The 22,836-nt window shown below is 53.0% G+C and carries 23 protein-coding genes, 3 tRNA genes and 1 pseudogene; 18 read left to right on the top strand and 9 right to left on the bottom strand.

Features of this window, described 5'->3' with window-relative positions; all coding sequences use genetic code 11:
* The first annotated feature begins 105 nt into the window (after positions 1-105).
* Positions 106-417, top strand: a complete 312-nt coding sequence (gene fliE / locus P0H77_RS13360; protein WP_276157360.1) for a flagellar hook-basal body complex protein FliE — start codon at positions 106-108, stop codon at positions 415-417.
* A 28-nt stretch (positions 418-445) separates the two neighbouring features.
* Here the strand turns inward: fliE and P0H77_RS13355 are convergent, their stop codons facing one another.
* The 4 genes from P0H77_RS13355 to yedE form a co-directional block, all read right to left on the bottom strand.
* Positions 446-1,582 (bottom strand): MFS transporter, encoded by a 1,137-nt coding sequence (locus P0H77_RS13355; RefSeq protein ID WP_276157359.1) that lies wholly within the window; start codon positions 1,580-1,582, stop codon positions 446-448.
* Positions 1,579-2,109 carry a TetR/AcrR family transcriptional regulator gene (locus tag P0H77_RS13350; protein ID WP_276157358.1) on the bottom strand — a complete coding sequence of 177 codons (531 nt, stop codon included), beginning with the start codon at positions 2,107-2,109 and terminating at the stop codon, positions 1,579-1,581. Before P0H77_RS13350 ends, P0H77_RS13355 begins: the two co-directional genes overlap by 4 nt.
* Positions 2,110-2,219: 110 nt before the next feature.
* Positions 2,220-2,453, bottom strand: coding sequence for a sulfurtransferase-like selenium metabolism protein YedF (gene yedF / locus P0H77_RS13345; RefSeq protein WP_103674052.1), 234 nt, complete (start codon positions 2,451-2,453; stop codon positions 2,220-2,222).
* The gene (gene yedE, locus P0H77_RS13340; protein ID WP_276157357.1) at positions 2,450-3,661 is read right to left on the bottom strand and encodes a selenium metabolism membrane protein YedE/FdhT; all 1,212 of its coding nucleotides are present in this window, start codon (positions 3,659-3,661) and stop codon (positions 2,450-2,452) included. The genes yedF and yedE overlap by 4 nt, the downstream gene beginning before the upstream one ends.
* A gap of 205 nt (positions 3,662-3,866) precedes the next feature.
* Between yedE and yedD the strand changes: the two are divergent.
* Positions 3,867-4,262: pseudogene (yedD, locus tag P0H77_RS13335) on the top strand (lipoprotein YedD); the annotation flags it as partial.
* 313 nt (positions 4,263-4,575) lie between these two features.
* On the opposite strand, the gene amyA reads toward yedD, so the two are convergent.
* The 4 genes from amyA to fliD form a co-directional block, all read right to left on the bottom strand.
* Positions 4,576-6,063 carry an alpha-amylase gene (gene amyA, locus P0H77_RS13330; protein ID WP_276157356.1) on the bottom strand — a complete coding sequence of 496 codons (1,488 nt, stop codon included), beginning with the start codon at positions 6,061-6,063 and terminating at the stop codon, positions 4,576-4,578.
* Positions 6,064-6,173: 110 nt separating this feature from the next.
* Positions 6,174-6,548: a flagella biosynthesis regulatory protein FliT gene (gene fliT / locus P0H77_RS13325; protein ID WP_276157355.1), complete on the bottom strand. Its 375-nt coding sequence runs from the start codon at positions 6,546-6,548 to the stop codon at positions 6,174-6,176.
* Positions 6,548-6,958 carry a flagellar export chaperone FliS gene (gene fliS, locus P0H77_RS13320; protein ID WP_276157354.1) on the bottom strand — a complete coding sequence of 137 codons (411 nt, stop codon included), beginning with the start codon at positions 6,956-6,958 and terminating at the stop codon, positions 6,548-6,550. Before fliS ends, fliT begins: the two co-directional genes overlap by 1 nt.
* 17 nt (positions 6,959-6,975) lie before the next feature.
* The gene (fliD, locus tag P0H77_RS13315; protein WP_276157353.1) at positions 6,976-8,385 is read right to left on the bottom strand and encodes a flagellar filament capping protein FliD; all 1,410 of its coding nucleotides are present in this window, start codon (positions 8,383-8,385) and stop codon (positions 6,976-6,978) included.
* Positions 8,386-8,651: 266 nt separating this feature from the next.
* Between fliD and P0H77_RS13310 the strand changes: the two genes are divergently transcribed.
* The 8 genes from P0H77_RS13310 (at position 8,652) to sdiA (ending at position 16,023) form a co-directional block, all read left to right on the top strand.
* Positions 8,652-10,109, top strand: coding sequence for a flagellin (locus P0H77_RS13310; RefSeq protein ID WP_276157352.1), 1,458 nt, complete (start codon positions 8,652-8,654; stop codon positions 10,107-10,109).
* Between the two features lie 164 nt (positions 10,110-10,273).
* Positions 10,274-10,993, top strand: coding sequence for an RNA polymerase sigma factor FliA (locus P0H77_RS13305; RefSeq protein WP_276157351.1), 720 nt, complete (start codon positions 10,274-10,276; stop codon positions 10,991-10,993).
* Positions 10,994-11,055: 62 nt separating this feature from the next.
* Positions 11,056-11,607: a flagella biosynthesis regulatory protein FliZ gene (gene fliZ, locus P0H77_RS13300; protein ID WP_276157350.1), complete on the top strand. Its 552-nt coding sequence runs from the start codon at positions 11,056-11,058 to the stop codon at positions 11,605-11,607.
* Positions 11,608-11,693: 86 nt separating this feature from the next.
* Positions 11,694-12,494 (top strand): cystine ABC transporter substrate-binding protein, encoded by an 801-nt coding sequence (gene tcyJ / locus P0H77_RS13295; protein WP_176918948.1) that lies wholly within the window; start codon positions 11,694-11,696, stop codon positions 12,492-12,494.
* 94 nt (positions 12,495-12,588) lie between these two features.
* Complete coding sequence (dcyD, locus tag P0H77_RS13290; RefSeq protein WP_276165131.1) at positions 12,589-13,575, top strand: D-cysteine desulfhydrase; 987 nt, start codon at positions 12,589-12,591, stop codon at positions 13,573-13,575.
* Between the two features lie 15 nt (positions 13,576-13,590).
* On the top strand, positions 13,591-14,259 hold the full coding sequence (gene tcyL / locus P0H77_RS13285) for a cystine ABC transporter permease (RefSeq protein ID WP_276157349.1): 669 nt from the start codon (positions 13,591-13,593) through the stop codon (positions 14,257-14,259).
* The gene (gene tcyN, locus P0H77_RS13280) at positions 14,256-15,008 is read left to right on the top strand and encodes an L-cystine ABC transporter ATP-binding protein TcyN (RefSeq protein WP_276157348.1); all 753 of its coding nucleotides are present in this window, start codon (positions 14,256-14,258) and stop codon (positions 15,006-15,008) included. Before tcyL ends, tcyN begins: the two co-directional genes overlap by 4 nt.
* Before the next feature lie 292 nt (positions 15,009-15,300).
* Positions 15,301-16,023, top strand: a complete 723-nt coding sequence (gene sdiA, locus P0H77_RS13275) for a transcriptional regulator SdiA (RefSeq protein ID WP_276157347.1) — start codon at positions 15,301-15,303, stop codon at positions 16,021-16,023.
* Positions 16,024-16,090: 67 nt separating this feature from the next.
* On the opposite strand, the gene P0H77_RS13270 is transcribed toward sdiA, so the two are convergent.
* Positions 16,091-16,315: a DUF2594 family protein gene (locus P0H77_RS13270; protein WP_276157346.1), complete on the bottom strand. Its 225-nt coding sequence runs from the start codon at positions 16,313-16,315 to the stop codon at positions 16,091-16,093.
* A gap of 428 nt (positions 16,316-16,743) precedes the next feature.
* On the opposite strand from P0H77_RS13270, the gene uvrY reads away from it, so the two are divergent.
* The 8 genes from uvrY to P0H77_RS13230 all read left to right on the top strand — a co-directional run bounded on the left by uvrY (position 16,744) and on the right by P0H77_RS13230 (position 22,834).
* On the top strand, positions 16,744-17,400 hold the full coding sequence (uvrY, locus tag P0H77_RS13265; RefSeq protein ID WP_276157345.1) for a UvrY/SirA/GacA family response regulator transcription factor: 657 nt from the start codon (positions 16,744-16,746) through the stop codon (positions 17,398-17,400).
* Complete coding sequence (gene uvrC / locus P0H77_RS13260) at positions 17,397-19,229, top strand: excinuclease ABC subunit UvrC (protein ID WP_276157344.1); 1,833 nt, start codon at positions 17,397-17,399, stop codon at positions 19,227-19,229. Before uvrY ends, uvrC begins: the two co-directional genes overlap by 4 nt.
* Before the next feature lie 57 nt (positions 19,230-19,286).
* Positions 19,287-19,835 (top strand): CDP-diacylglycerol--glycerol-3-phosphate 3-phosphatidyltransferase, encoded by a 549-nt coding sequence (gene pgsA / locus P0H77_RS13255; RefSeq protein WP_276157343.1) that lies wholly within the window; start codon positions 19,287-19,289, stop codon positions 19,833-19,835.
* A gap of 147 nt (positions 19,836-19,982) precedes the next feature.
* A tRNA-Gly gene (locus P0H77_RS13250) sits at positions 19,983-20,058 on the top strand.
* A gap of 39 nt (positions 20,059-20,097) precedes the next feature.
* A tRNA-Cys gene (locus tag P0H77_RS13245) sits at positions 20,098-20,171 on the top strand.
* A gap of 12 nt (positions 20,172-20,183) precedes the next feature.
* Positions 20,184-20,270, top strand: a tRNA-Leu gene (locus P0H77_RS13240).
* 228 nt (positions 20,271-20,498) lie between these two features.
* Entirely contained in the window at positions 20,499-22,208 is a 1,710-nt protein-coding gene (locus P0H77_RS13235; protein WP_276157342.1) for a DUF2138 domain-containing protein, read from the top strand.
* A gap of 29 nt (positions 22,209-22,237) precedes the next feature.
* Positions 22,238-22,834, top strand: coding sequence for a DUF1175 family protein (locus P0H77_RS13230; protein ID WP_276165130.1), 597 nt, complete (start codon positions 22,238-22,240; stop codon positions 22,832-22,834).
* The last annotated feature ends 2 nt before the right edge of the window (positions 22,835-22,836 follow it).

Below are 22,836 nucleotides of genomic sequence, written 5' to 3'. Positions count from 1 at the left end.
GATTTTCGATGGGCGAAATAACCTGTTTTTTCTGCGTTATTTAACGCCTTTATCCCATTGACAAGCTGGTAATCTCACCGCGTTGAATTTCACCAGGGGTAAAACATGGCCGTTCAGGGTATTGAAGGGGTGCTCAGCACCCTACAGGCAACCGCCAGTATCGCGCGCAATCAGAGCGTGCAAAGCGAGCCGACCGTCGGCTTTGCCGGGCAGCTTCATGCCGCCATCGACCGGATCAGCGATACACAGAATGCGGCCCGCGTGCAGGCAGAAAAATTTTCGCTGGGCGAGCCGGGTGTGGCGCTGAATGACGTGATGACCGATCTGCAAAAATCGTCGGTGTCACTGCAGATGGGGATTCAGGTACGTAATAAGCTGATTGCGGCGTATCAGGATATTATGGCGATGAGTGTGTAAGACCGAAAGACGTTGTGCGGCAGTAGGGTCATTGTGTACACCGATCGGATTGCCCGGATAACGTGAAAAACAGCATTAATGCGCCGGTGGCAGCAAAAAGGCTGGGCGTGACGGAGGCTCCCATATCGACATACAGTCTGCCGAAAGTGAGTGCACCGACAGCCTGTCCCGCCGCCAGCATAAAAAAGGCAATACCGACGCCAGCGGCGGGCGCGTCAGGGATGGCCGCTGCGCCGCTCACCAGCAGCACGGCTGAGAGCGTGATATAGCCCACGCCAGCCAGCGCCACCGCAGGGTACAAGCCGTGATGAAACCCATGGCTGAACGTCAGGATCAGCAACGGTATCGTCATAAAAAGCAGTGCTACACGGTAAACGGTGTTAACGCCATGACGACGGATCAACGGTCCGGTAAAAATGCCGAGGATCCCTGCGCCGCCGCTCAGCAACCATAGCATGCTGGTTACCTTGCTTTCGATATGCAGATGCTGTTGCAGGATTTGTGGCCCGAAACTCCACCATGCCGCGCTGGCAAAACCGCAGATAAACCCAATAACCGTCAGACGCTTTAACGCCGAGGACCACGTACGTCCGCGGTGTCGATCTCCGTGTCGTTTTTCTACGGGCAGATAGCGCACTATCAGCGGCAGACAGGCCAGAGCGATAAGCGCAAATACGACGCACGCGGCACGCCAGCCGCCGGGCATAAAGAATAAGATGGGTACCGAAAGAATAATACCTGCGCCGGTGCCGGCGTTAATCAACGTATTGACCTGCGGCTGGCGGTACTCAGCCACTCGTAAACTTACCGCATCCGCCAGTGACGGCGATGCCAGACCGGGGCTTAAGCCGGCAATAAACAGGCCGAGTCCCAGCATGGCAGGAGAGGTGGCCATCGCCATCAGCAGTAATCCTACCGCCGCGCAAAGCGCCGTGATGATGGCCGACAGCCGGGAGCCGTACCGTGCGCTTAGTGGCGATGCGCCCAGTACGGCAATGCAGTAGGCAGCAAAGCTGGCGGCAGCAATCATCCCCGCCTGTGATGCGCGCAACGGGATATCGTGATTAACCGCTGGCAGCATCAATCCCCACGAAAAACGTGCCAGTCCGTAGGTGACGGCGATCAGGGCAAAGCCAGAGAAAGCCAGCGGCAGGGACGATTTCATGTTTGATCCCTGCTGTGAGCGAGGAGGAACAGGGCGGCATTACCCGCCTGGCACGCGGCTTCAGGGCCGGTAATCAATGCAGAGGTGATGGCGCCTTCAAACAATATCCAGACGGTATCCGCCAGTGCCGGATCAGTATTGCCGAGGCAATCGGCGATATAACGACGCAGCGCGTAACGAAAATCCAGCGCCAGCGCGGACAGTCGCACATCCTCGCGGGCATATTCTCCCCAGGCTTTGATAAAGAAACATCCGGATGTGCCGTACTCGCGCATCCACTGCTCCAGAAGTGAGAATAGCTGGTTAATCGCCTGCGGATGATCGGGAGAATGCAGCCCTTCAAAAAAACGCTGCTGACGTGCCGCCATCACCGCTTCGGTTAATATTTCCCGGGACGGAAAATAACGGTAAAACGTGCGGGTAGACACCTTCGCTTCCTGACAGAGTTGGTCAGTGCTGGTGCTATGAAACCCGTTTTCATAGAACAGCCGCTCGGCGGCCTGAAGGATATCGTCTCTTTTTCGCATACCTTAAAAGTAAACCGATCGTTTTACTTTTGCAAACCACCTGCACCGAATCGCCGGAAAAAGAGCCTTTACTATTACCATGGCCGGGGCGACATCCCCGGCCAGTTGGGTTACTTCTGAATCAAATAACGGATCGTCGGGCCATCCTGCTGGATATCCAGCACCGTATAGCCGTGATTGCGTGCATCCAGCGGAATATTATTGATCGACTGCGGACAATCGCTGACCACTTCCAGGATCTCGCCTTTTTTTAATTGCGGCAGCGCTTCCAGGGTAGCTACTGCCGGATAAGGGCAGGGCTCACCGACCATATCAAGACGGTAATCCGGTACTATCGTTTTCATGCCATCTCCTTAACATCGGTGACCGGGATCGTTTTACGGCGGAAGAAATGTTTCTCCCAGCCGATAATCAGCATCAGCGCGATAAACAGCATGGCATAGGTCATCAGCAGGCCGCCGAGCGGGCCAAAGGTATCCAGTAAGTTCACCTTATCCCATCGGGTAGCTAGCGTCGGGGCGAGATCGTCCCAGTAATATGCGAGGATCGTTGAGCCGATAACGTTACCCAGCCCGACCCACCAGTAGTGCACCTGACCTTCCACCGCGCGGTACATCCAGCCGGTTTCACAGCCGCCCGCCAGCACGATGCCGAAGCCAAACAGCAGGCCGCCAAGCACGGCGTTCGGCCCGGCCCACATGATTTTCGGCTCAACGCCCAGCTGCACGTAGCTGAAGATGCCGATGGCGCTCACCGCCATACCGAAGATAATGGCCTTCGCCATATGGGTGCGTCCGGTAATCCACATATCGCGGAACGCAGAGGTAAAACAGATCTGCGCGCGTTCGATCAGTAAACCAAAGCCTACGCCAAACAGCATCGCCAGGCCCAGCTTCGGCTGATTCATCGCCGTCAGGAGCGCCCAGCCCAGCATGCCGATAAAAACCAGCATCCCGAGACGGAAACGGCGGCGCGCCTGCTCCGGCTTTTGCGTCAGCGGCGACGCGGCGGAGACTTTTTGCATCTTAACCGGAATACGAAAGATCGGCAGAAGGGTAAAGCGTGCGCCAAACCACGATCCTAATGCGGTGGCCAGGGCGAAGAACCAGGCATGCAGGGAGAACTGTGGAATACCAGTAAAGAACGCGGCAAGGTTACATCCCATTGCCAGACGCGCGCCGAAACCCGCAATAATGCCGCCCGCAACGGCCTGAAAAATACGAACCCGGCTACGCGGGAGACGCAATTTAACGTTATTGGCCCATAGCGCCGCCGCAAAACAGCCGCCAAACATGCCGATAATCATCATTCCGTCGATACGGGTTAAGGGCGACCCCTCAAGATGGATAAGTTTGTAATATCCCCATTCTTCGGCATGGACACCGGCCAGCTGGAGTAACTGTCCGCCCCAGCGGGTAAATTCGCCGGTCACGGCCCAGAAGGTGCCGGTAATGCCAAAATAATACGTTGAGAGAATACCCGCAGCGATAACGGCGGGAGCAGGTGCCCAGAATTTAATCAGGTAAGCCTGTTTGAAGTGTTGCCAGGTCATTAATATAGCCTCTGAACTCAGAAGGAACTAATACGCACGATGAGAGCGTGCTGAAGAAGAGGGAATATTACGCGAAATGATAAAGATGACTAATGGAAAAAAGACAAAAGGTCGATGAGATCAATTTATAACGCCAGCGGGGAATGGCTGGCAGGCTCAGGGCTTTAATGCCACAATGTTTTTTTTGTTCGTTGCAGGATAGATGATGAAAAAAGTAGCGTTTGCCGGCCTGCTGCTGGCCCTGACAGGCTGTGCCCAGGTCGATAACTATGAGGAAGTGGTGAAAACGCCTGCGCCTGGCGATCTGGTCGGATACTGGCAGTCAAGCGGCCCGCAGAGCAAGCTGGTGAGCCCGGAAGCGATTGCCAGCCTGATTGTAACGCGTGAGGGCGATACGCTTGATTGTCGCCAGTGGCAACGGGTGATTGCGCTGCCGGGCAAGTTGATGAAGCGGTCAGATGATTATTATAACGTCACGAATAAACTTGAGGTTTACAACCTGGAGCGGAGCGGGGCAGAGCTGGAATACGCCGGTATGACGCTGCATCGTGTTGACCGCCCCACGCAGGAATGCGCGGATTATCTGGCAAAAAATCCGCTGTCGGCTCAACCGGTAGTGGCGAAACCTGCGGCGAAAAAAGTTGAAAGCACTAAGCCGAAAGAGAAGAAAAACCGGTTTTACCGTTGAGGGTGAATGACCCAACGTGAGTATACGTGAATTCGGCCCGCCTGGCTGAAATGCCCGGTGGCGCTGCGCTTACCGGGCCTACATTAAGAAAAATACGGCGGCGCTGGTGATTAGCGGACCTGCGTCAGGATGAACCGGGGCGGCATATGATCCTCATTACCTGAAGACATCGCCGTGCCGCGCCCTCTCCCTCAGGGAGAGGGCTGGGGTGAGGGTGGTAAGTCCCCTACAGCACGTCCTCCATCACCCATACGCTGACGCTGCCGCCGTTGCACAGGAATGTTGCCGTACCCTGATCGTCCGTTTCAACGACTTCCTCACGGTTACCGAGGAAGTCGCACCAGCGTTTGTTCGCGTAGTTTTCGCCAAGCTCGATGGTTTTTTCGCCGTCGTCGCCGTTGGACATCACCACCACGCAGCCTGCCGCTTCGTCGGTGCCGCTACGGCTAAAGGCGATACAGTTCGGATGATCAAAATACAGCGTCTGAATACCGTGGGCGAAGCGCTGGCGGGCCATAATCAGTTCGCTCAGCTGTTCGATAATCGGCATCTCAATCTGATACGTATTACCGTCGCCGCCGGTATCTTCATAGCTGGCGCCAAACAGGTCCGGGTAGAACACTGACGGCACACCGTTTTCCCGTAACAGGATCAGCGCGTAGGCCAGCGGTTTAAACCAGGCCTCAACCGGGGCTTCCAGCGCCTGAAGCGGCTGAGTATCGTGGTTTGCCACCAGCGTAACCGCATGGAACGGATCGGCTTCCACCAGCGTACCGGTGAAGATCTGCGTCATGTCGTAATCGCGACCCTGAAGCGATGCTTCATGAAATTTCATGTGCAGCGGGGCGTCGAAAAGCATGGTTTTGCCTTCGACCTGATCGATATACTGCTGAAGTTTTTCAACTTCATGCGACCAGTATTCCGCAACGATAAACAGTGGCTTCGGTGCCACTTCCTGCACGTGATCGATCCACTCTTTATAGAACCACGCCGGAATATGCTTCACCGCATCCAGACGAAAACCGTCACACTGTGTCTCATCCATTACCCAGCGCGCCCAGTACTTAATCTCCTCGGTCACCGCGTGGTTGCGAAAATCGATGTTTTCACCCATCAGATAATCGAAGTTACCCAGCTCATTATCGACCTGATCGTTCCAGCCTTCGCCGGTGTAGTCGTTGACGATTTTAAAAATGCCGTCTTCATCCGGATTCTCGATATGATCGATCCCGCTGAAGCATTTGTAATCCCAGACAAACTGGGAGTATTTCCCTTCTCGCGCCGGAAAGGTGTACCGCGTCCAGGCTTCACACTCGATGATCTCATCATCAATCTGCGTGCGGTCGTGTTCATTGACGCGCTGTACCTGAACCGTCTCCTTTTCATCAGCCCCCATTTTATGGTTCACCACCACATCCAGTAACACGGCGATGTCGTTTTGTCGCAATGCGTTGATGGCGGACAGCAGCTGCTGTTTGTCACCATATTTTGTCGCAACCGATCCTTTTTGATCAAATTCGCCCAAATCGAATAAATCGTAGGTATCGTAACCGACCGAATACCCGCCCGACGCGGCTTTATAGGCCGGGGGCAACCAAATCATATTGATACCAATATCGTTGAGCGTGGCAGCTCGCTCTTCTATCTCAGGCCAGAGTTTGCCGCCGTCAGGGTAATACCAGTGAAAGCATTGCAACAACGTGGGGTTGCGCATACGTAATCTCCATGTAACCAGGTGTCACAAGTATGGGATATACGGTTGAAAAGTGCCTGGCACGAGTCAGATTATTTTTCTCGCGCCGTGCGGCAGGGGGATAAGTAAACTTAATGGCTGGTGTCGAGGTTATCCTGTGGGACCAGTACGTGCCCGCCCTGTTTAGAATAGGCGGTGAGAACGGATTTCTGAATGGAAGACTGACCCACCAGCTTTGCCAGTTCATCCATTCTGATTTGCAGCAGCCGTTTTACTTCACTTTCGTTGCTCAGAATCAGCCGCAGCAGGGGCCGAAGCTGGTCCTGCATCACGGAAGAAGGGGCAACCTGCTGCGTAAGCTGCGCGAGTTTTTGCACCGCACTGACGTAATCCATTTCTGTAGCGATTAATTCCTCCCACAATCCTTCGGTGGCAAGGCGCAGCATCATATTGCTTTGTTCAAGCAGCTGCTGGTACGAGGTATACAGTTGCGGTGCGTGGTTCATTAGACAGGATCCTGAATCAAATTAGGCGTAAGTAACGATTCCTTCCAGGCTTCTGCGATATTGCGCAGCAGACCTTCAACCTCCTCGACAGCGTTAACGTCATTACGAAGATTCGCTTGCAGCAGGCGTCTTACCATATAGGCATAGAGCGCCAGCAGGTTTTGCGTTAATTCGTCATGACTCTCTTCATCAAGGCCCACTTTCAGGCCGTTTTCGATGATATTAATTGCCTTCGAAAGAGACAGTCCTTTTCCTTCCAGATTGTTGTCCTGCATAAACAGGCGCGCGCGCACTAATGCGCTCAGCGCGCCGTCAAACAGCATGGTCACCAGCTGCTGCTGGCTTGCGCTCATCACTGCGCTTTCCACTCCAATTTTTGCGTAGGTTTGCGTGCCTTTTGCGCCGTACATGACGTCTCCTGCATGAATTAATTTTTGCTGCTACTGGTCGTCTCAAACTGCTGAGTCAGATAGCTGCTGGTTGAATTTAATGAGTTCATCAGAATATCGAGCTGGGTGAACTGGGCCTTGTAGCGGGTGACCAGTGAATCGATACGCGTGCTGGCAGCATTATATTGTTCGGTCAGATGATTCAGTGTTTTACTCACGCCATCTTTAGCCGCCTGGATGATGCCGGTTTTAGATAGCCAACTGGTCAGGCTGCTGCCAATGGTGGTGGTGACCCCGGTCTTTTTGCCATCGCCAACGAACATATCCTTGATACCGGAAGGATCGGTTTTCAGCGCGGTTTTCAATTTGTCTTCATCCAGTTCTAACTGCCCGGTGCTCGGGTCGGACGTGATGCCAATTTGCGCCAATGTTTTTATAGAGGTTGAACCAGACGTGTTCGTTAACAGACCTTTTAACTGCGTCTGAATGGTGCGCAGCGTCGAGTCGCCGAGTAACGCGCCGTTACTGGTGTCCTGACTTTCAGCGCCAGCGTCCACCGCCGTATATTTAGTCAGACTGCTGAACGTATCCTGCAGCGTGTTATAGGCCGTCACCCAGTCTTTGATCGCCGTTTCCGCTTTCGAGGTGTCTTTGGTGATGGTTAAGGTCTGGTTGCCGGTGGTCACGTCGCTCAGATTCAGCGTGATGTCTTCCAGCGCGTTACTGATGGTGTTGCTGCTGTTGGTAATTTTGACGTTGTTGACATACAGTTCAGCATCCTGGGCGGTAACGCTCTCTTCCATGCCTTTGGTACTGTCAGTACCGTCATAGCCTAAAAATTCCTGCAACGCGCTGTCGCCGCTGACGCTTAACGTCATCGCGTTGTCTGCGCCAGTATCGTCGGAGGTAATAGACAGACGATACTCGCCGCCACCCACGTTAATGATACTGGCGCTGACGCCCGCTTTGGCATTGTTGATGGCGTCACGGATACCGGTTAATGACGAGTTCGCGGCGCTGATATCAATCGTAACCGGCTTTTTATCGCCACCCTGCTGGATAGTGAGTGTACTATCGCTGGTGGCAATCGCGGATTTACTGTCAAGCTGCGTTTGCTGGCTGGTCAGCGTCTGCGCCTGGGCGAGCTGCGTGACTTTAATGGTGTATTTACCGGCAATGGCGCTACCGGACGTCGTGGCCGTAAACGCCGTGCTGCTGCTGGTCGTTGAGGTCGCGGTAAACAAATCTGCTTTACCCAGGGCGGTATTTGCGGTCTGGAATTTCTCCAGCGCGCTGCTTAACGAGCCATAGGCGCTTAATTTGGCGGTATACGAGGACTGCTGAGCCGAAATAGGCTTTAAGGTTGCTTTTTCTGCTGCTTCCAGACTGTCCAGAATGCTGCTCAGATCCAGGCCCGACCCGACTCCCAGCGTTGAAATACTTGCCATAGTAATTCCTTAATGTACCGACATATAGAACGAATACCGGAGTTATCGGCCTCAATAACGCAAAGTTTACGATTAATTGTGTTTATTTAATGGCGGGAATAAGGGGGGTAGAAAAGGGTATTTCGCGGCTCAGGAAAAATAACGCTGCTGTGAAAAAAAAGCTAAAGGTTATCAGCGACCAGACGATAACAGGTTTGACGGCGACGAAGCCGACGGGTGGAAACCCAACACGTTAATCGTAGACTTGCAAAACAGGAAAATGAATCATGGCACAAGTCATTAATACCAACAGCCTCTCGCTGATCACTCAGAACAACATCAACAAAAACCAGTCTGCTCTGTCTACCTCTATCGAGCGTCTGTCTTCCGGTCTGCGTATCAACAGCGCCAAAGACGATGCAGCGGGTCAGGCGATTGCTAACCGCTTTACCTCTAACATCAAAGGCCTGACTCAGGCTGCGCGTAACGCCAACGACGGTATCTCTCTGGCACAGACCACGGAAGGCGCACTGTCTGAAATCAACAACAACTTACAGCGTGTACGTGAACTGACCGTTCAGGCAACTACCGGTACCAACTCTGATTCTGACCTGTCTTCAATTCAGGATGAAATCAAATCCCGTCTGTCTGAAATTGACCGCGTATCCGGTCAGACCCAGTTCAACGGCGTGGACGTACTGGCAAAAGACGGTACTATGAAAATTCAGGTTGGTGCGAATGATGGACAAACTATCTCAATTGATTTGAAAAAAATTAATTCCGATACTTTGGGCCTGGATGGCTTCAACGTTGAAAATAACGCTAAAGTTACGGTTGGTTCTGCAATTGAAAAGCTTCCTGATGGCGCTCCAGTAACAATTACAAAGACAGGTTTAACCGGTTCAACTGATGCTTTAGCTGGTGGCGGCGTTCTTGATGGTAAGATTTATAAAGATGGTGATAACTATTACACTCAATCTACAGGCGGAACTAACGCAGGCTATTATAAAGTAACAATAAGTGATACTGGTGCTGCGACCATGTCTGGCACACAAACTAAAGAGGCCGTTGACCCAACAAATGCTACTGAGGTAACAAAATATAGCCCTCCAGGCGCAGATGTAACCATTTCTGCTGGGACTAAAACTGCATTAGGTGCAGATGTTGCACTCGTAAAACTCTCTGATGCTAATGGTAAAGATCTTAATACTTACGCGTTACAGGATAAAGATGGTAACCTTTATGCAGCGGAAGTAGACAGTGATGATGGCTCAGTTTCAATGAAGGTTGGCAGCTATACAGATTCAACTGGTGCTGCTGTAACTGATCAGCCTGTAAAACTGGGCGGTAAAGACGGTATTACTGAAGTCGTTACTGATGCTTCCAGTGGCAAAACTTATAAGTTAAGCAATGTTTCTGGTAAAGATTTGTCAGATAAATCTAACGATATCGCAACTGAAGGTCCCACTAATAAACCTTTAGCTGCATTGGACGACGCAATTGCCATGGTTGACAAATTCCGTTCTTCTCTGGGTGCCGTACAGAACCAACTGGATTCCGCAGTAACCAACCTGAACAACACCACCACTAACCTGTCTGAAGCGCAGTCCCGTATTCAGGACGCCGACTATGCGACCGAAGTGTCGAACATGTCTAAAGCGCAGATCATCCAGCAGGCTGGTAACTCCGTGCTGTCCAAAGCTAACCAGGTACCACAGCAGATCCTGTCTCTGCTGCAGGGCTAATCGCCTCTCTGACCTGTCCAACCCCGCTCCGGCGGGGTTTTTTCACTGCTCCGATCTGTCGTAACTGCTAAATAACCCCTCATTTCACCCACTATTCATCCGATTAAAAGCCCTCCAGAAACGGATAATCATGCCGATAACTCATTAACGCAGGGCTGTTTATCGTGACTTCACTCTATACCGCTGAAGGTGTAATGGATAAACACTCGCTTTGGCAGCGTTATGTACCTCTGGTGCGTCATGAAGCATTGCGCCTTCAGGTGCGCTTGCCGGCGAGCGTTGAACTGGACGATCTGATTCAGGCGGGTGGCATTGGGTTATTAAATGCCGTTGATCGATACGATGCTCTGCAAGGAACGGCATTTACAACTTACGCAGTGCAACGCATTCGCGGGGCGATGCTGGACGAATTGCGCAGTCGGGACTGGGTCCCGCGCAGCGTCCGCCGCAACGCGCGCGAAGTGGCGCAGGCAATGGGACAGCTGGAACAGCGGCTGGGACGTAGCGCAACCGAAACCGAAGTTGCGCAGCATCTCAGCATCCCGGTTGAAGATTATCGTCAGATGCTGCTGGATACCAATAATAGTCAGATCTTCTCGTGGGACGAATATCACGAAGAGCATGGCGACGGTATTGAACTGGTGTCAGACGAACATCAACGGGAAAATCCACTGCAACAATTGCTGGACAGCAACCTGCGCCAGCGCGTCATGGAGGCGATTGAAGCCTTGCCGGAACGCGAACAGCTGGTGCTGACGCTGTACTATCAGGAAGAGCTGAATCTCAAAGAGATCGGCGCGGTCCTGGAGGTCGGCGAGTCGCGCGTCAGCCAGTTGCACAGTCAGGCCATTAAACGTCTGAGGAGCCGCCTGGGTAAGTTATAGGTTGGTGGTGAATTCACCGCCCCTGAAAAGTGCCGCACAAGCAATGACAACCAGGAGTTATCATGACGGTGCAGCAAGTAAAAAGACGGCCTTTAAGCCGCTATTTAAAAGACTTTAAACACAGCCAGACGCATTGCGCTCATTGTCACAAGCTGCTCGACCGCATCACGCTGGTCCGGCAGGGCGAAATCGTCAATAAAATTGCCATCTCCCGCCTCGACATGCTGATTGATGATGAGACCTGGCAGGTGGAACGACAAAAATGGGTCGCACTGTGCCGCTTCTGCGGCGACCTGCACTGCAAAACGCAGAGCGACTACTTCGATATCATCGGCTTTAAACAATACCTTTTCGATCACACTGAGATGAGCCACGGCACCGTGCGCGAATATGTGGTGCGCCTGCGCCGCCTTGGTAGCCATCTGACCGGGCAGAATATCTCCCGCACGCTGCTGGATGAAGGTTTCCCTGATGAAAACCTCGAACCCTGGCTGCCGACCACCAGTACTAATAACTATCGAATTGCCCTGCGTAAGTATGTCCAGTTTCAAAGGCACCGCGCGTCGATGGACAGAGAGGCGCTCGCGTACCCTGAAGTTTGTGATATATATTAAAAGTGAATAAGTTGTAGCGCAAAGGTGCTGGCGATCCTGTGCTAACGCCTTACAATACAGTCAATTTTTCTCTGGTCGGGGCAATTATGAAACTAGCACTTCTGGGTCGTCAGGCGCTGATGGGCGTGATGGCAGTAGCATTGATGGCAGGCGTGAGCGCGAAAACCTTCGCCGACGAAGGTCTGCTGAATAAAGTGAAAGAGCGGGGCACGCTGCTGGTCGGTCTGGAAGGCACTTATCCGCCATTCAGCTTTCAGGGTGATGACGGCAAGCTGACCGGGTTTGAAGTTGAATTCGCCGAACAGCTGGCGCAGCACCTTGGCGTGAAAGCGTCGCTTAAACCGACCAAATGGGACGGGATGCTGGCCTCGCTGGATTCCAAACGTATCGACGTGGTGATAAACCAGGTGACCATCTCCGACGAGCGTAAAAAGAAATATGACTTCTCCACGCCGTACACCGTTTCGGGTATTCAGGCGCTGGTGAAAAAAGGCAACGAAGGCAACATCAAATCGGCCGCCGATCTGAAAGGCAAAAAAGTCGGCGTGGGTCTGGGCACCAATTATGAAGAGTGGCTGCGCCAGAACGTGCAGGGCGTGGACATCCGTACTTATGATGACGATCCGACGAAATACCAGGATCTGCGCGTCGGCCGTATCGATGCCATTCTGGTTGACCGTCTGGCCGCGCTGGATCTGGTAAAGAAAACCAAAGATACCCTGGCCGTGGCCGGCGATGCGTTCTCCCGTCAGGAAGCTGGCGTCGCGGTGCGTAAAGGCAACGAAGATCTGTTGAAAGCGGTCGATAGTGCCATTGCAGATATGCAGAAAGACGGCAGCCTGAAGGCGTTGTCAGAAAAATGGTTTGGCGCGGACGTGACCAAATAACCCCGCTCCGGACAGAAAAGGCGCTATTCACAGCGCCTTTTTTTATTTCTCGCGCATAGCGTGCATAATAAAAACAAATAAGCCAGGAGGTGGTATATCATTGCACAATTTAACGCGTTTTCCCCGTCTTGAACTGATCGGCGCACCGACGCCGCTGGAATATTTGCCGCGTTTCTCGGACTACCTAGGCCGCGAGATTTTTATCAAGCGGGACGACGTGACGCCGATGGCTCTCGGCGGTAACAAACTGCGCAAGCTGGAGTTTCTTGCCGCCGACGCCCTGCGCGAAGGGGCGGATACCTTAATCACCGCTGGCGCGATCCAGTCTAACCATGTTCGCCAGACGGCGGCGGTGGCGGCGAAGCTGGGCCTGCACTGCGTGGCGCTGCTGGAAAATCCGATTGGCACTACCGCAGAAAACTATCTTACTAACGGCAACCGTCTGCTGTTGGATCTGTTCAACGTCCAGGTTGAAATGTGCGACGCGCTGGACAATCCTGACCAGCAGCTTGGTGACCTGGCGACCCGCCTCGAGGCACAGGGTTTTCGGCCCTATGTTATCCCCGTGGGTGGTTCAAACGCGCTGGGCGCATTAGGTTACGTGGAGAGCGCGCTGGAGATTTCGCAACAGTGCGAAGGCGCGGTGACTATCTCCTCGGTAGTTGTGGCCTCGGGGAGTGCGGGCACGCATGCCGGGCTGGCCGTTGGGCTGGAACAGCTCATGCCGGAAGCGGATTTGATTGGCGTGACGGTGTCACGTAAGGTGGCCGATCAGCAGCCTAAAGTGGTTACCCTGCAACAGGCTGTGGCGCAGAGCCTGGAACTGACCGCTACGGCAGAAATCCAGCTGTGGGATGACTATTTCGCCCCCGGCTATGGGATGCCAACCGAGGAAGGGCTGGAGGCGGTTAAGCTGCTGGCGAAGCTGGAAGGCATTCTGCTGGACCCGGTTTATACCGGTAAAGCTATGGCGGGTTTGATTGATGGCATCAGCCGTCAACGTTTTAAGGATGACGGCCCGATTCTGTTTATTCATACCGGCGGCGCGCCTGCGCTCTTTGCCTACCATCCGCACGTCTAAGGCAGAACAACGATAATGCAAGAGAGTCTCCAGTTAATCCTCGATTCCGCGCCGTTCCTGCTGCGTGGCGCGGTATTTACCCTACAGCTGAGTATTGGCGGAATGTTCTTCGGCCTGCTGCTGGGCTTCATTCTGGCGCTAATGCGAATGTCGCCCGTGCTGCCGATACGCTGGCTGGCGCGTTTTTATATCTCCATTTTTCGCGGTACGCCGCTTATCGCCCAGCTCTTTATGATCTACTACGGCCTGCCGCAGTTTGGCATTGAACTGGATCCGATCCCGGCGGCAATGATTGGCCTGTCGTTAAATACCGCTGCTTATACTTCGGAAACCCTGCGCGCCGCGATTTCCTCGATTGATAAAGGCCAGTGGGAAGCCGCCGCCAGTATCGGCATGACGCCGGGTCAGACCCTGCGCCGGGCTATATTACCGCAAGCCGCACGCGTGGCGCTGCCGCCGCTGAGTAACAGCTTTATCAGCCTGGTGAAAGACACCTCGCTGGCCGCCACTATCCAGGTGCCGGAACTGTTCCGCCAGGCGCAGCTTATCACCTCCCGTACGCTGGAAGTGTTTACCATGTACCTTGCAGCCTCGTTGATTTACTGGGTGATGGCGACGGCGCTTTCTGCCCTGCAAAACCACTTCGAGTATCGGTTAAACCGTCAGGAGCGAGATCCGCAATGAGTGCCATTGAAGTTAAAAATTTGCTGAAGAAATTTCACGGGCAAACGGTGCTGCACGGTATCGATCTTGACGTGGAAGAGGGCGAAGTCGTGGCTATTATCGGCCCCAGCGGCTCAGGCAAAACCACGCTATTACGCAGTATTAACTTGCTGGAGCAGCCTGAAGGCGGAACGATTCGGGTCGGCACCATTACCATCGATACCGCGCGCCCGCTGGGACAGCAAAAAGAGAAGATCCGCACGCTGCGTCAGCATGTCGGATTTGTTTTCCAGAGCTTCAATCTGTTTCCGCATCGTACGGTGCTGGAAAACATTATTGAAGGCCCGGTCATCGTTAAAGGCGAAGATAAGCAGGAGGCCACCTTACGCGCGCGGCAGCTACTGGAAAAAGTAGGATTAAGCGGGAAAGAGAACAGCTTTCCAAAGCGTCTGTCCGGCGGACAGCAACAGCGCGTGGCGATTGCCCGTGCTCTGGCAATGCGCCCGGATGTGATCCTGTTTGACGAACCGACGTCTGCACTGGATCCGGAACTGGTTGGCGAGGTGCTGAACACCATCCGCCAGCTGGCGCTTGAGAAACGCACGATGGTCATTGTGACCCATGAAATGAGTTTTGCCCGTGATGTGGCGGATCGGGCGATTTTTATGGATCAGGGCCGTATCATTGAGCAGGGACCAGCAAAAAACCTGTTCACCGCGCCGCAACAGCCGCGCACAAAGCAATTTCTGGAAAAATTTCTTACCCGCTAATGCCGCTCTGGCGCATTCACACTCTCAGTGGATGCGCCGCTGGTTATCGGGAATATAAATTTAACTTAAGTTAAGCTAGCGCATTGCCGCTTCGTTTTTAAAATCCTTCCTGCCTTCATTCGGCCTGAAAAATCAAAAATATCGTGAGTCAGCTTGACTTATCGGTATCCGACTTCCCAGATAACACGGTTTATTTGGGCAGAACGGATATTTTATATTAATAAATAAGTTTTATGTGTTAGCTTGATGTATTGATAATATTTATTGAAGTGCAGGGGAATTACTGGCAGTTATGAGGGAGAATGACTTTTTCGCGTGGCGGCGGGACATGCTGTACCGTTTTCAATCGGCGGCGGCGGCAGAGGACGTTTATAGTCTGCTGCAACAGCAAATTCAGTGGCTTGAATATGACTTTTTTTCGCTGTGTATCCGGCATCCGGTGCCCTTTACACGGCCTAAAATATCGCTCCATGCAACCTATCCGGCGTCCTGGCTGAAGCATTATCAGTCCGAGAACTATTTTGCGATAGATCCCGTATTAAAAACGGACAATTATCAACATGGCTGCGTGAACTGGAGCGATGATTTGTTCTCCGAGGCGCTGAATCTCTGGGATGCGGCTCGCGACCACGGGTTGCGCGGCGGCATCACCCAGTGTGCGGTGTTACCGAATCGGGCCACTGGCTTTCTGTCAGTCGCCAGTCAGCACGTACACAATAAGAAGGTCAGCGACGATGAAACAGAGTTGCGTCTGAGGACCTTAATTGAATTAAGTACCGAAGCATTGCTGCGTCTGAATGATGAACTCGTCGCCTCACCGGAGATGAAGTTTAGTAAGCGTGAACTGGAAATACTGAAGTGGACCGCCGAGGGCAAGACCTCCGCAGAGATCGCGATTATTCTCTCCATCTCAGAGAATACGGTAAATTTTCACCAGAAGAATATGCAGCGCAAGTTCAATGCGCCCAATAAAACGCAAATTGCCTGCTACGCCGTAGCCATTGGTCTGATCTGAAGGGATCCACGTTCTGCGTGCCAGACGCAAAACCGGCCAGGAGTTTTACTCTTAGCCGGTCTTCCTGCTACTGCCGGTAAGCCTGTTTAATTTGCTTAACCGTGCTGGAATAGACCGCCGCCAGATTTTCATCGTCGATCTGCGCGATTTGTTTTTCCATTTTAAGAATTACGCGGCCTGCATCGGCTTGCCCCATCGCCTGTAGCATCAACGTAAGCAACGCCTTCAGGCAAGAGACTTCCTGAGCCAGTTGTTGAGTACTGTCAGAAGTGGAAAAATCGGGTGCGCTCATTTATTTTCCTCGTGTGATTCCTGCGCGCTGGCGCGATGTAAAAGTAAAGGCGGCGGAGTATATCACAAGCTGAGTCAAAAAATGCAGTGGTTGTTTTTTGTTCTGTTACCGGTGGGTATCCTGAATAACGAAAATGAGTATCAAGATTAAATCCGGGTATCCAATAATTGTTTTATGTTCTCATATGGTTAATTATTGTTAAGTGTCTGGTTAAGTATTTTTCATGTTATCACGCCGAAGATGAAAAAAAGTCAGATTCAAAACCCCATTCTCGCCTTACGCCACGCCCTGTACCACGTTCAATTTTGAAAAACGCGAGCGAAATCTTATCGCTGGTGTTTTTTTGCATTTCAATGTTTAGCTAAAACCCGTTAATATACTCCCGATAAGTTGTCACTAGCGTTATCCCTTTTCAGGAGATTATTCCTTTGATCAACGTTTTTCTTGTTGATGATCACGAGCTGGTGCGCGCAGGGATACGACGCATTCTTGAAGATATTAAGGGCATAAAAGTTGTCGGTGAAGCCTGCTGTGGTGAGGACGCCGTCAAATGGTGTCGGGCTAATTCCGTTGACGTCGTATTGATGGATATGAATATGCCTGGCATCGGTGGCCTGGAGGCGACCCGCAAAATCGCTCGTGCAGCACCAGACACTAAAGTCATCATGCTCACTGTTCATACTGAAAATCCGCTACCTGCCAGGGTCATGCAGGCCGGTGCAGCGGGCTATCTGAGTAAGGGCGCGGCGCCGCAGGAAGTCATTAGTGCGATCCGTTCCGTTTACTCCGGGCAGCGTTACATCGCCTCAGATATTGCGCAGCAAATGGCGCTCAGCCAAATCAAGCCAGAAAAAACGGAATCTCCGTTCGCCAGTTTGTCTGAACGTGAATTGCAGATTATGCTGATGATTACCAAAGGTCAGAAGGTCAATGAGATCTCAGAACAACTGAATCTCAGTCCTAAAACGGTGAACAGCTATCGTTACCGAATGTTTAGCAAATTGAACATTCATGGCGATGTCGAGCTGACTCACCTGGCAATCCGCCATGGCCTGTGTAATGCGGAGTCGTTAGCAAATCTGTGAGTGATGTATTTGATTCAAAAGCCTTTCTGAAAACGGTAACCAGTCAACCCGGCGTCTATCGCATGTACGACGCCGGCGGTACCGTTATTTATGTTGGTAAAGCCAAAGACCTGAAGAAACGTCTGTCCAGCTACTTTCGTGGCAACCTTGCGTCCCGGAAAACGGAAGCGCTGGTCGCGTTGATTGCTCAAATAGACGTCACGGTTACCCACACGGAAACCGAAGCGCTGCTACTTGAGCATAATTACATCAAGCTTTACCAGCCTCGTTATAACGTCCTGCTACGTGATGATAAGTCCTACCCGTTTATCTTTTTGAGTGGCGATACGCATCCGCGTCTGGCGACTCATCGCGGCGCAAAACACGCCAAAGGCGAGTATTTCGGCCCGTTTCCCAATGGCTATGCGGTGCGCGAAACCCTGGCATTGCTACAAAAGATTTTCCCCATTCGGCAATGTGAAAACAACGTCTATCGCAACCGCTCGCGTCCCTGCCTGCAATATCAAATTGGGCGCTGTCTCGGCCCGTGCGTCGAAGGGCTGGTAAGCGAAGAGGACTACGCCCGGCAGGTGGATTACGTTCGTCTGTTCCTGGCAGGCAAAGACGATCAGGTGTTAACGCAGTTGATCGCGCGGATGGAAAAAGCCAGTCAGAATCTGGACTTTGAAGAAGCCGGGCGCATACGTGACCAGATCCAGGCCGTGCGCCGGGTGACGGAAAAACAGTTTGTCTCCAACAACGGCGACGATCTCGATGTTATCGGCGTGTCCTTTGACGCTGGAATGGCCTGTATCCACGTGTTGTTCATCCGCCAGGGCAAAGTGCTGGGCAGCCGGAGCTATTTCCCTAAAGTGCCGGGAGGCACGGAACTGAGCGAAGTTGTGGAAACCTTCGTCGGCCAGTTTTACCTGCAGGGCAGTCAGATGCGCACGCTGCCGGGCGAAATCCTGCTCGATTTTAATCTCAACGATAAAACCCTGCTGGAAGAGTCGCTCACCACGCTTGCCGGACGGCGCGTGAACGTGCAGACCAAACCGCGCGGCGACCGTGCCCGCTACCTGAAACTCGCGCGTACCAACGCGGCGACGGCGCTGACCACGAAGCTGGCGCAGCAGTCGACGGTACATCAGCGGCTGGTGGCGCTGGCAACGATGCTGAAGCTGCCCGAGGTCAGACGAATGGAATGCTTCGACATCAGTCATACGATGGGCGAGCAGACGGTCGCTTCGTGCGTGGTCTTTGACAGCAATGGCCCGCTGCGGGCGGAATACCGCCGCTACAATATTACCGGTATTACGCCGGGTGATGACTACGCCGCCATGAATCAGGTGCTGCGTCGTCGCTATGGCAAAGCGATCGAAGAAAGCAAAATTCCCGACGTGATCCTGATCGACGGGGGGAAAGGCCAGCTTGGTCAGGCGAAGAACGTGTTTGCCGAGCTGGACGTGGAATGGGATAAACACCATCCCATTCTGCTCGGGGTTGCCAAAGGGACTGACCGTAAAGCCGGGCTGGAAACGCTGTTCTTCGAGCCGGAAGGGGAGGGATTCAGCCTGCCGCCGGACTCGCCAGCGCTGCATGTGATCCAGCATATCCGCGATGAATCTCACGATCATGCCATCAGCGGACATCGTAAAAAGCGCGCGAAGGTGAAAAATACCAGCTCGCTGGAAACGATTGAAGGCGTAGGACCCAAACGGCGGCAGATGCTGCTAAAATACATGGGCGGTTTGCAAGGTTTGCAGAACGCAAGCGTTGAAGAGATCGCAAAAGTGCCGGGTATTTCGCAAGGACTGGCAGAAAAGATCTTCTACTCGTTGAAACATTAAGTGCTCTGTAGCAACATAGGGCTAATTTTTACTGACAACAGATAGTTACCCGTCACTATGCAATTTAATATCCCTACGTTGCTTACTCTGTTTCGCGTTATTTTGATCCCTTTTTTCGTGCTGGCATTTTATCTGCCGTTCGTCTGGGCTCCCTTTGCTTGCGCGCTGATTTTCCTGATTGCGGCGGTAACGGACTGGTTTGACGGTTTTCTGGCCCGTCGCTGGAATCAAAGCACGCGCTTTGGTGCTTTTCTCGATCCGGTCGCCGATAAGGTGCTGGTGGCGATTGCGATGGTGCTGGTTGCCGAGCATTATCACAGCTGGTGGGTAACCCTGCCGGCCGCGACGATGATCGCCCGTGAAATCATTATCTCCGCGCTGCGTGAGTGGATGGCGGAACTGGGCAAGCGCAGCAACGTGGCGGTATCCTGGATAGGCAAGGTAAAAACCACCGCGCAAATGGTGGCGCTGACCTGGCTGCTGTGGCGTCCAAACGAGTGGGTAACGTGGGCGGGTACTGCGCTGTTCTTCGTGGCGGCAGTGCTGACCCTGTGGTCGATGCTGCAATACCTGAACGCGGCGCGCGGCGATTTGCTCGAACCATGATCGTTTCGCCGTAAATTTCAGCAAACGATCCGTCGTTGTAAAAAATATCGTTGACTCATCGCCTCAGGTAAGTAGAATGCATCGCATCGAACGGCAGCACTGAATGCCAGACGATAACAAAATCAAGTGATTATCTAACTTGATACTGCGGGAATAGCTCAGTTGGTAGAGCACGACCTTGCCAAGGTCGGGGTCGCGAGTTCGAGTCTCGTTTCCCGCTCCAGTTTAAAGCATCGGCAATTGCGGGTGTTACAGTAATAAAGGCGCGTTAGCAAAGCGGTTATGTAGCGGATTGCAAATCCGTCTAGTCCGGTTCGACTCCGGAACGCGCCTCCAATTTTTTCCCGCGCCCGGGTGGTGAAATCGGTAGACACAAGGGATTTAAAATCCCTCGGCGTTCGCGCTGTGCGGGTTCAAGTCCCGCCCCGGGCACCATGGGAAATCAGAAGAATAATCAAAGCAATAAGCAGTGTCGTGAAACCACCTTCGGGTGGTTTTTTTGTGTCCGAAACTGGTCTTTTATCAGATATTGATTTTGCCGGACGAAAAGGTAGTCTTGCTCGTCAGAACAGAAGCCCATCTTAATGTCATCATATAGACACTGAGAGGGTGTTGCCTCCGCTCCTGGAAGTAGCGGAATAAAATATGTCAGGGATGGTAGTCATGACCGAATTAACGTCACCCGCTAAAAAAGCGAAAGGGCGCAAACTGTATGCTTTTATTATCGCAGGCGGTCTCGTGGCGCTTTCAGCCGCCGTCTGGGGATGGCAGCACTATGCGCACGTTGCGGAAAAAACGCTGACGCCCTGGGTTGTGCAAACCAATTTGCAGATCGACCTGAACACGCCGGATGTGCTGATTGACAGCAACTCATTAAGTCAACTTCCCCGGGATCTCCTGACGATCCCTTTTCTGCATGATGTTCTCAGCGAAGACGTCGTTTTCTATTACCAGAACAATGCCGACCGCCTTGGGATCGAAGGTAGCGTCCGGCGCATTGTCTATGAGCACGATCTGAAGCTTCAGGACAAGCTGTTAACCTCCCTGCTCGATCAGCCTGCCGAGGCGGCATTGTGGCACGATAAAAAAGGCCGTCTGTCACATTATATGGTGCTGATTAAGCGTAGCGGGCTGAGCAAGCTGCTGGAGCCGATTCTGTTTGCGGCGACCAGCGACAAGCAGTTGAGCAAAACTGAAATCAGCGGCATCAAAATCAATAACGATACCGTTCCCATTTATCAGCTGCGTTATAACGGTAATCGTTCTCTGCTGTTTGCTGCCTGGCATGACAATATGCTGATTTTTTCCAGCAGCGATATGTTGTTCAAAGGTGACGAGCAGGATGCAACGGCCACGGATATCGCCCGCGGCCTGTTAAGTGGGGAAAAACACTGGAATACCCGGTTTGGGCTGGCGCCCCGTCTGCCGTCCACCAGCGAGAAACAGCCGGTGCGTCAACGGATCGTGGTCAGCGCTAATTTGCTGGGCTTTGGCTATCAGCGTTTGATCCCGGCGTTTGCTGGCGTACGGTTCGACATGTCAGCTGATGGATGGCACAGCTGGCTGGCGCTCGATGACAAATCTGCCAGCGTTGATACCAGCTTTGACTCCGCCCCGGTCTGGGCTGCAATGCCCTCAGGCGCCAGTTTTTGCGTTGCCGTGCCGTATTCCCACGGTATTGCTGAGCAGATGCTTGCCCGGCTGGACGCAGATCAACACCCTCTTAACGGACTGCTGAAGGGCGCTGGCGGACTTTGCTGGTATGAGAATTCCCAACTCCAGAGCCCTTTATTTGTAGGGCAAATTAACGGCGGCACTGAACGGGCGCAGCTTCCCGCCGCGCTGTTTGAAAAGGCCATCGGAGCGCGTGAAATCAATGCTCCGCAGGGCGTAATAGCGGTGAAAAAAACGCAGTCCGGTGCGGCCACGCTTTGGCAGCGTGAGGTCAGCTCACGTTATGGCCAGTATCCGGCGGCGCTATCGGCAGCGCCTGAGCAACTGATGTCGGCCTCTTTCTTTCGCGTATCCCTGGCGATGCAGGATCAAACCGTTTTATTTTCTCTCGACGACACGTTAGTCAACCAGGCGCTGCAAACGTTGAATAAAACGCGTTCCCCGATGGCAGATGTTATTCCCACTGGCAGCACGGTGCCGCTCTATATCAACCCGCAGGGAATGGCAAAACTATTACGGCGCGAGACGCTGGAGAGCCTGCCGAAGAATGTTGAGCCGGTTTTCTTTAACGCCGCACAAACTCTGCTGATGCCAAAACTCGACGCGTTAGCCGAACAGCCTCGTTATGCCATGTCGCTTGCCGATCCTGAACCCGGTGACGCCTGGCAGTGGCTACCGGTGACCTGGAAGGCATTATGATCCGTTTGCTGGCAGCATTTTGCTGGCTGATGTCAACGATGGCGATAGCGGCGCAAACCGTCACGCTGGATGCCGGGCAGTCTGCGCTGTTTCGCTCGTGGTTTACGCGTATCGCGGAAGAGCAATTGCGCCAGGGCCCCAGTCCGCGCTGGTATCAGCAGGATTGTGCCGGGCTGGTGCGGTTTGCCGCCAACGAAGCATTGAAGCCGCATAACAGCCAATGGCTGCGCAGTAACGGCCTTTCAAACCGCTTTTTACCGCCGGAAATGACGCTGACGCCCCAGCAACGCCAGCTGGCGCAGAACTGGGATCAGGGCAACGGTCAATCCGGCCCGTATGTCAATGCGATTAAATTAGTCCAGTACAACAGCCGTTTTGTTGGCCGGGATATAAACCAGGCGCTGCCTGGGGATATGATTTTTTTTGATCAGGGCGACGATCAGCATTTGATGGTCTGGATGGGGCGTTACGTCATCTACCATACCGGAAGTGCTACCCACGCGGATAATGGAATGCGCGCCGTCAGTCTGCAACAACTCATGACATGGAACGATACCCGATGGATACCCAACGACTCCAATCCCAATTTCATTGGCGTTTATCGCTTAAATTTTCTGGCGCGGTAAGC

The sequence above is a fragment of the Superficieibacter sp. HKU1 genome (genome assembly GCF_029319185.1).
GTDB lineage: Bacteria > Pseudomonadota > Gammaproteobacteria > Enterobacterales > Enterobacteriaceae > Superficieibacter.
The sequence above is the reverse complement of the archived record's forward strand: the minus strand, read 5'-3'. Positions and strand labels throughout refer to the sequence as shown.

Excerpts from the sequence above, each read along its gene's own strand:
- fliE (WP_276157360.1), top strand. The coding sequence starts at position 106 with ATGGCCGTTCAGGGTATTGAAGGGGTGCTCAGCACCCTACAGGCAACC.
- P0H77_RS13355 (WP_276157359.1), bottom strand. The coding sequence starts at position 1,582 with ATGAAATCGTCCCTGCCGCTGGCTTTCTCTGGCTTTGCCCTGATCGCC.
- P0H77_RS13350 (WP_276157358.1), bottom strand. The coding sequence starts at position 2,109 with ATGCGAAAAAGAGACGATATCCTTCAGGCCGCCGAGCGGCTGTTCTAT.
- yedF (WP_103674052.1), bottom strand. The coding sequence starts at position 2,453 with ATGAAAACGATAGTACCGGATTACCGTCTTGATATGGTCGGTGAGCCC.
- yedE (WP_276157357.1), bottom strand. The coding sequence starts at position 3,661 with ATGACCTGGCAACACTTCAAACAGGCTTACCTGATTAAATTCTGGGCA.
- amyA (WP_276157356.1), bottom strand. The coding sequence starts at position 6,063 with ATGCGCAACCCCACGTTGTTGCAATGCTTTCACTGGTATTACCCTGAC.
- fliT (WP_276157355.1), bottom strand. The coding sequence starts at position 6,548 with ATGAACCACGCACCGCAACTGTATACCTCGTACCAGCAGCTGCTTGAA.
- fliS (WP_276157354.1), bottom strand. The coding sequence starts at position 6,958 with ATGTACGGCGCAAAAGGCACGCAAACCTACGCAAAAATTGGAGTGGAA.
- fliD (WP_276157353.1), bottom strand. The coding sequence starts at position 8,385 with ATGGCAAGTATTTCAACGCTGGGAGTCGGGTCGGGCCTGGATCTGAGC.
- P0H77_RS13310 (WP_276157352.1), top strand. The coding sequence starts at position 8,652 with ATGGCACAAGTCATTAATACCAACAGCCTCTCGCTGATCACTCAGAAC.
- fliZ (WP_276157350.1), top strand. The coding sequence starts at position 11,056 with ATGACGGTGCAGCAAGTAAAAAGACGGCCTTTAAGCCGCTATTTAAAA.
- tcyJ (WP_176918948.1), top strand. The coding sequence starts at position 11,694 with ATGAAACTAGCACTTCTGGGTCGTCAGGCGCTGATGGGCGTGATGGCA.
- tcyL (WP_276157349.1), top strand. The coding sequence starts at position 13,591 with ATGCAAGAGAGTCTCCAGTTAATCCTCGATTCCGCGCCGTTCCTGCTG.
- tcyN (WP_276157348.1), top strand. The coding sequence starts at position 14,256 with ATGAGTGCCATTGAAGTTAAAAATTTGCTGAAGAAATTTCACGGGCAA.
- sdiA (WP_276157347.1), top strand. The coding sequence starts at position 15,301 with ATGAGGGAGAATGACTTTTTCGCGTGGCGGCGGGACATGCTGTACCGT.
- P0H77_RS13270 (WP_276157346.1), bottom strand. The coding sequence starts at position 16,315 with ATGAGCGCACCCGATTTTTCCACTTCTGACAGTACTCAACAACTGGCT.
- pgsA (WP_276157343.1), top strand. The coding sequence starts at position 19,287 with ATGCAATTTAATATCCCTACGTTGCTTACTCTGTTTCGCGTTATTTTG.
- P0H77_RS13235 (WP_276157342.1), top strand. The coding sequence starts at position 20,499 with ATGACCGAATTAACGTCACCCGCTAAAAAAGCGAAAGGGCGCAAACTG.
- P0H77_RS13230 (WP_276165130.1), top strand. The coding sequence starts at position 22,238 with ATGTCAACGATGGCGATAGCGGCGCAAACCGTCACGCTGGATGCCGGG.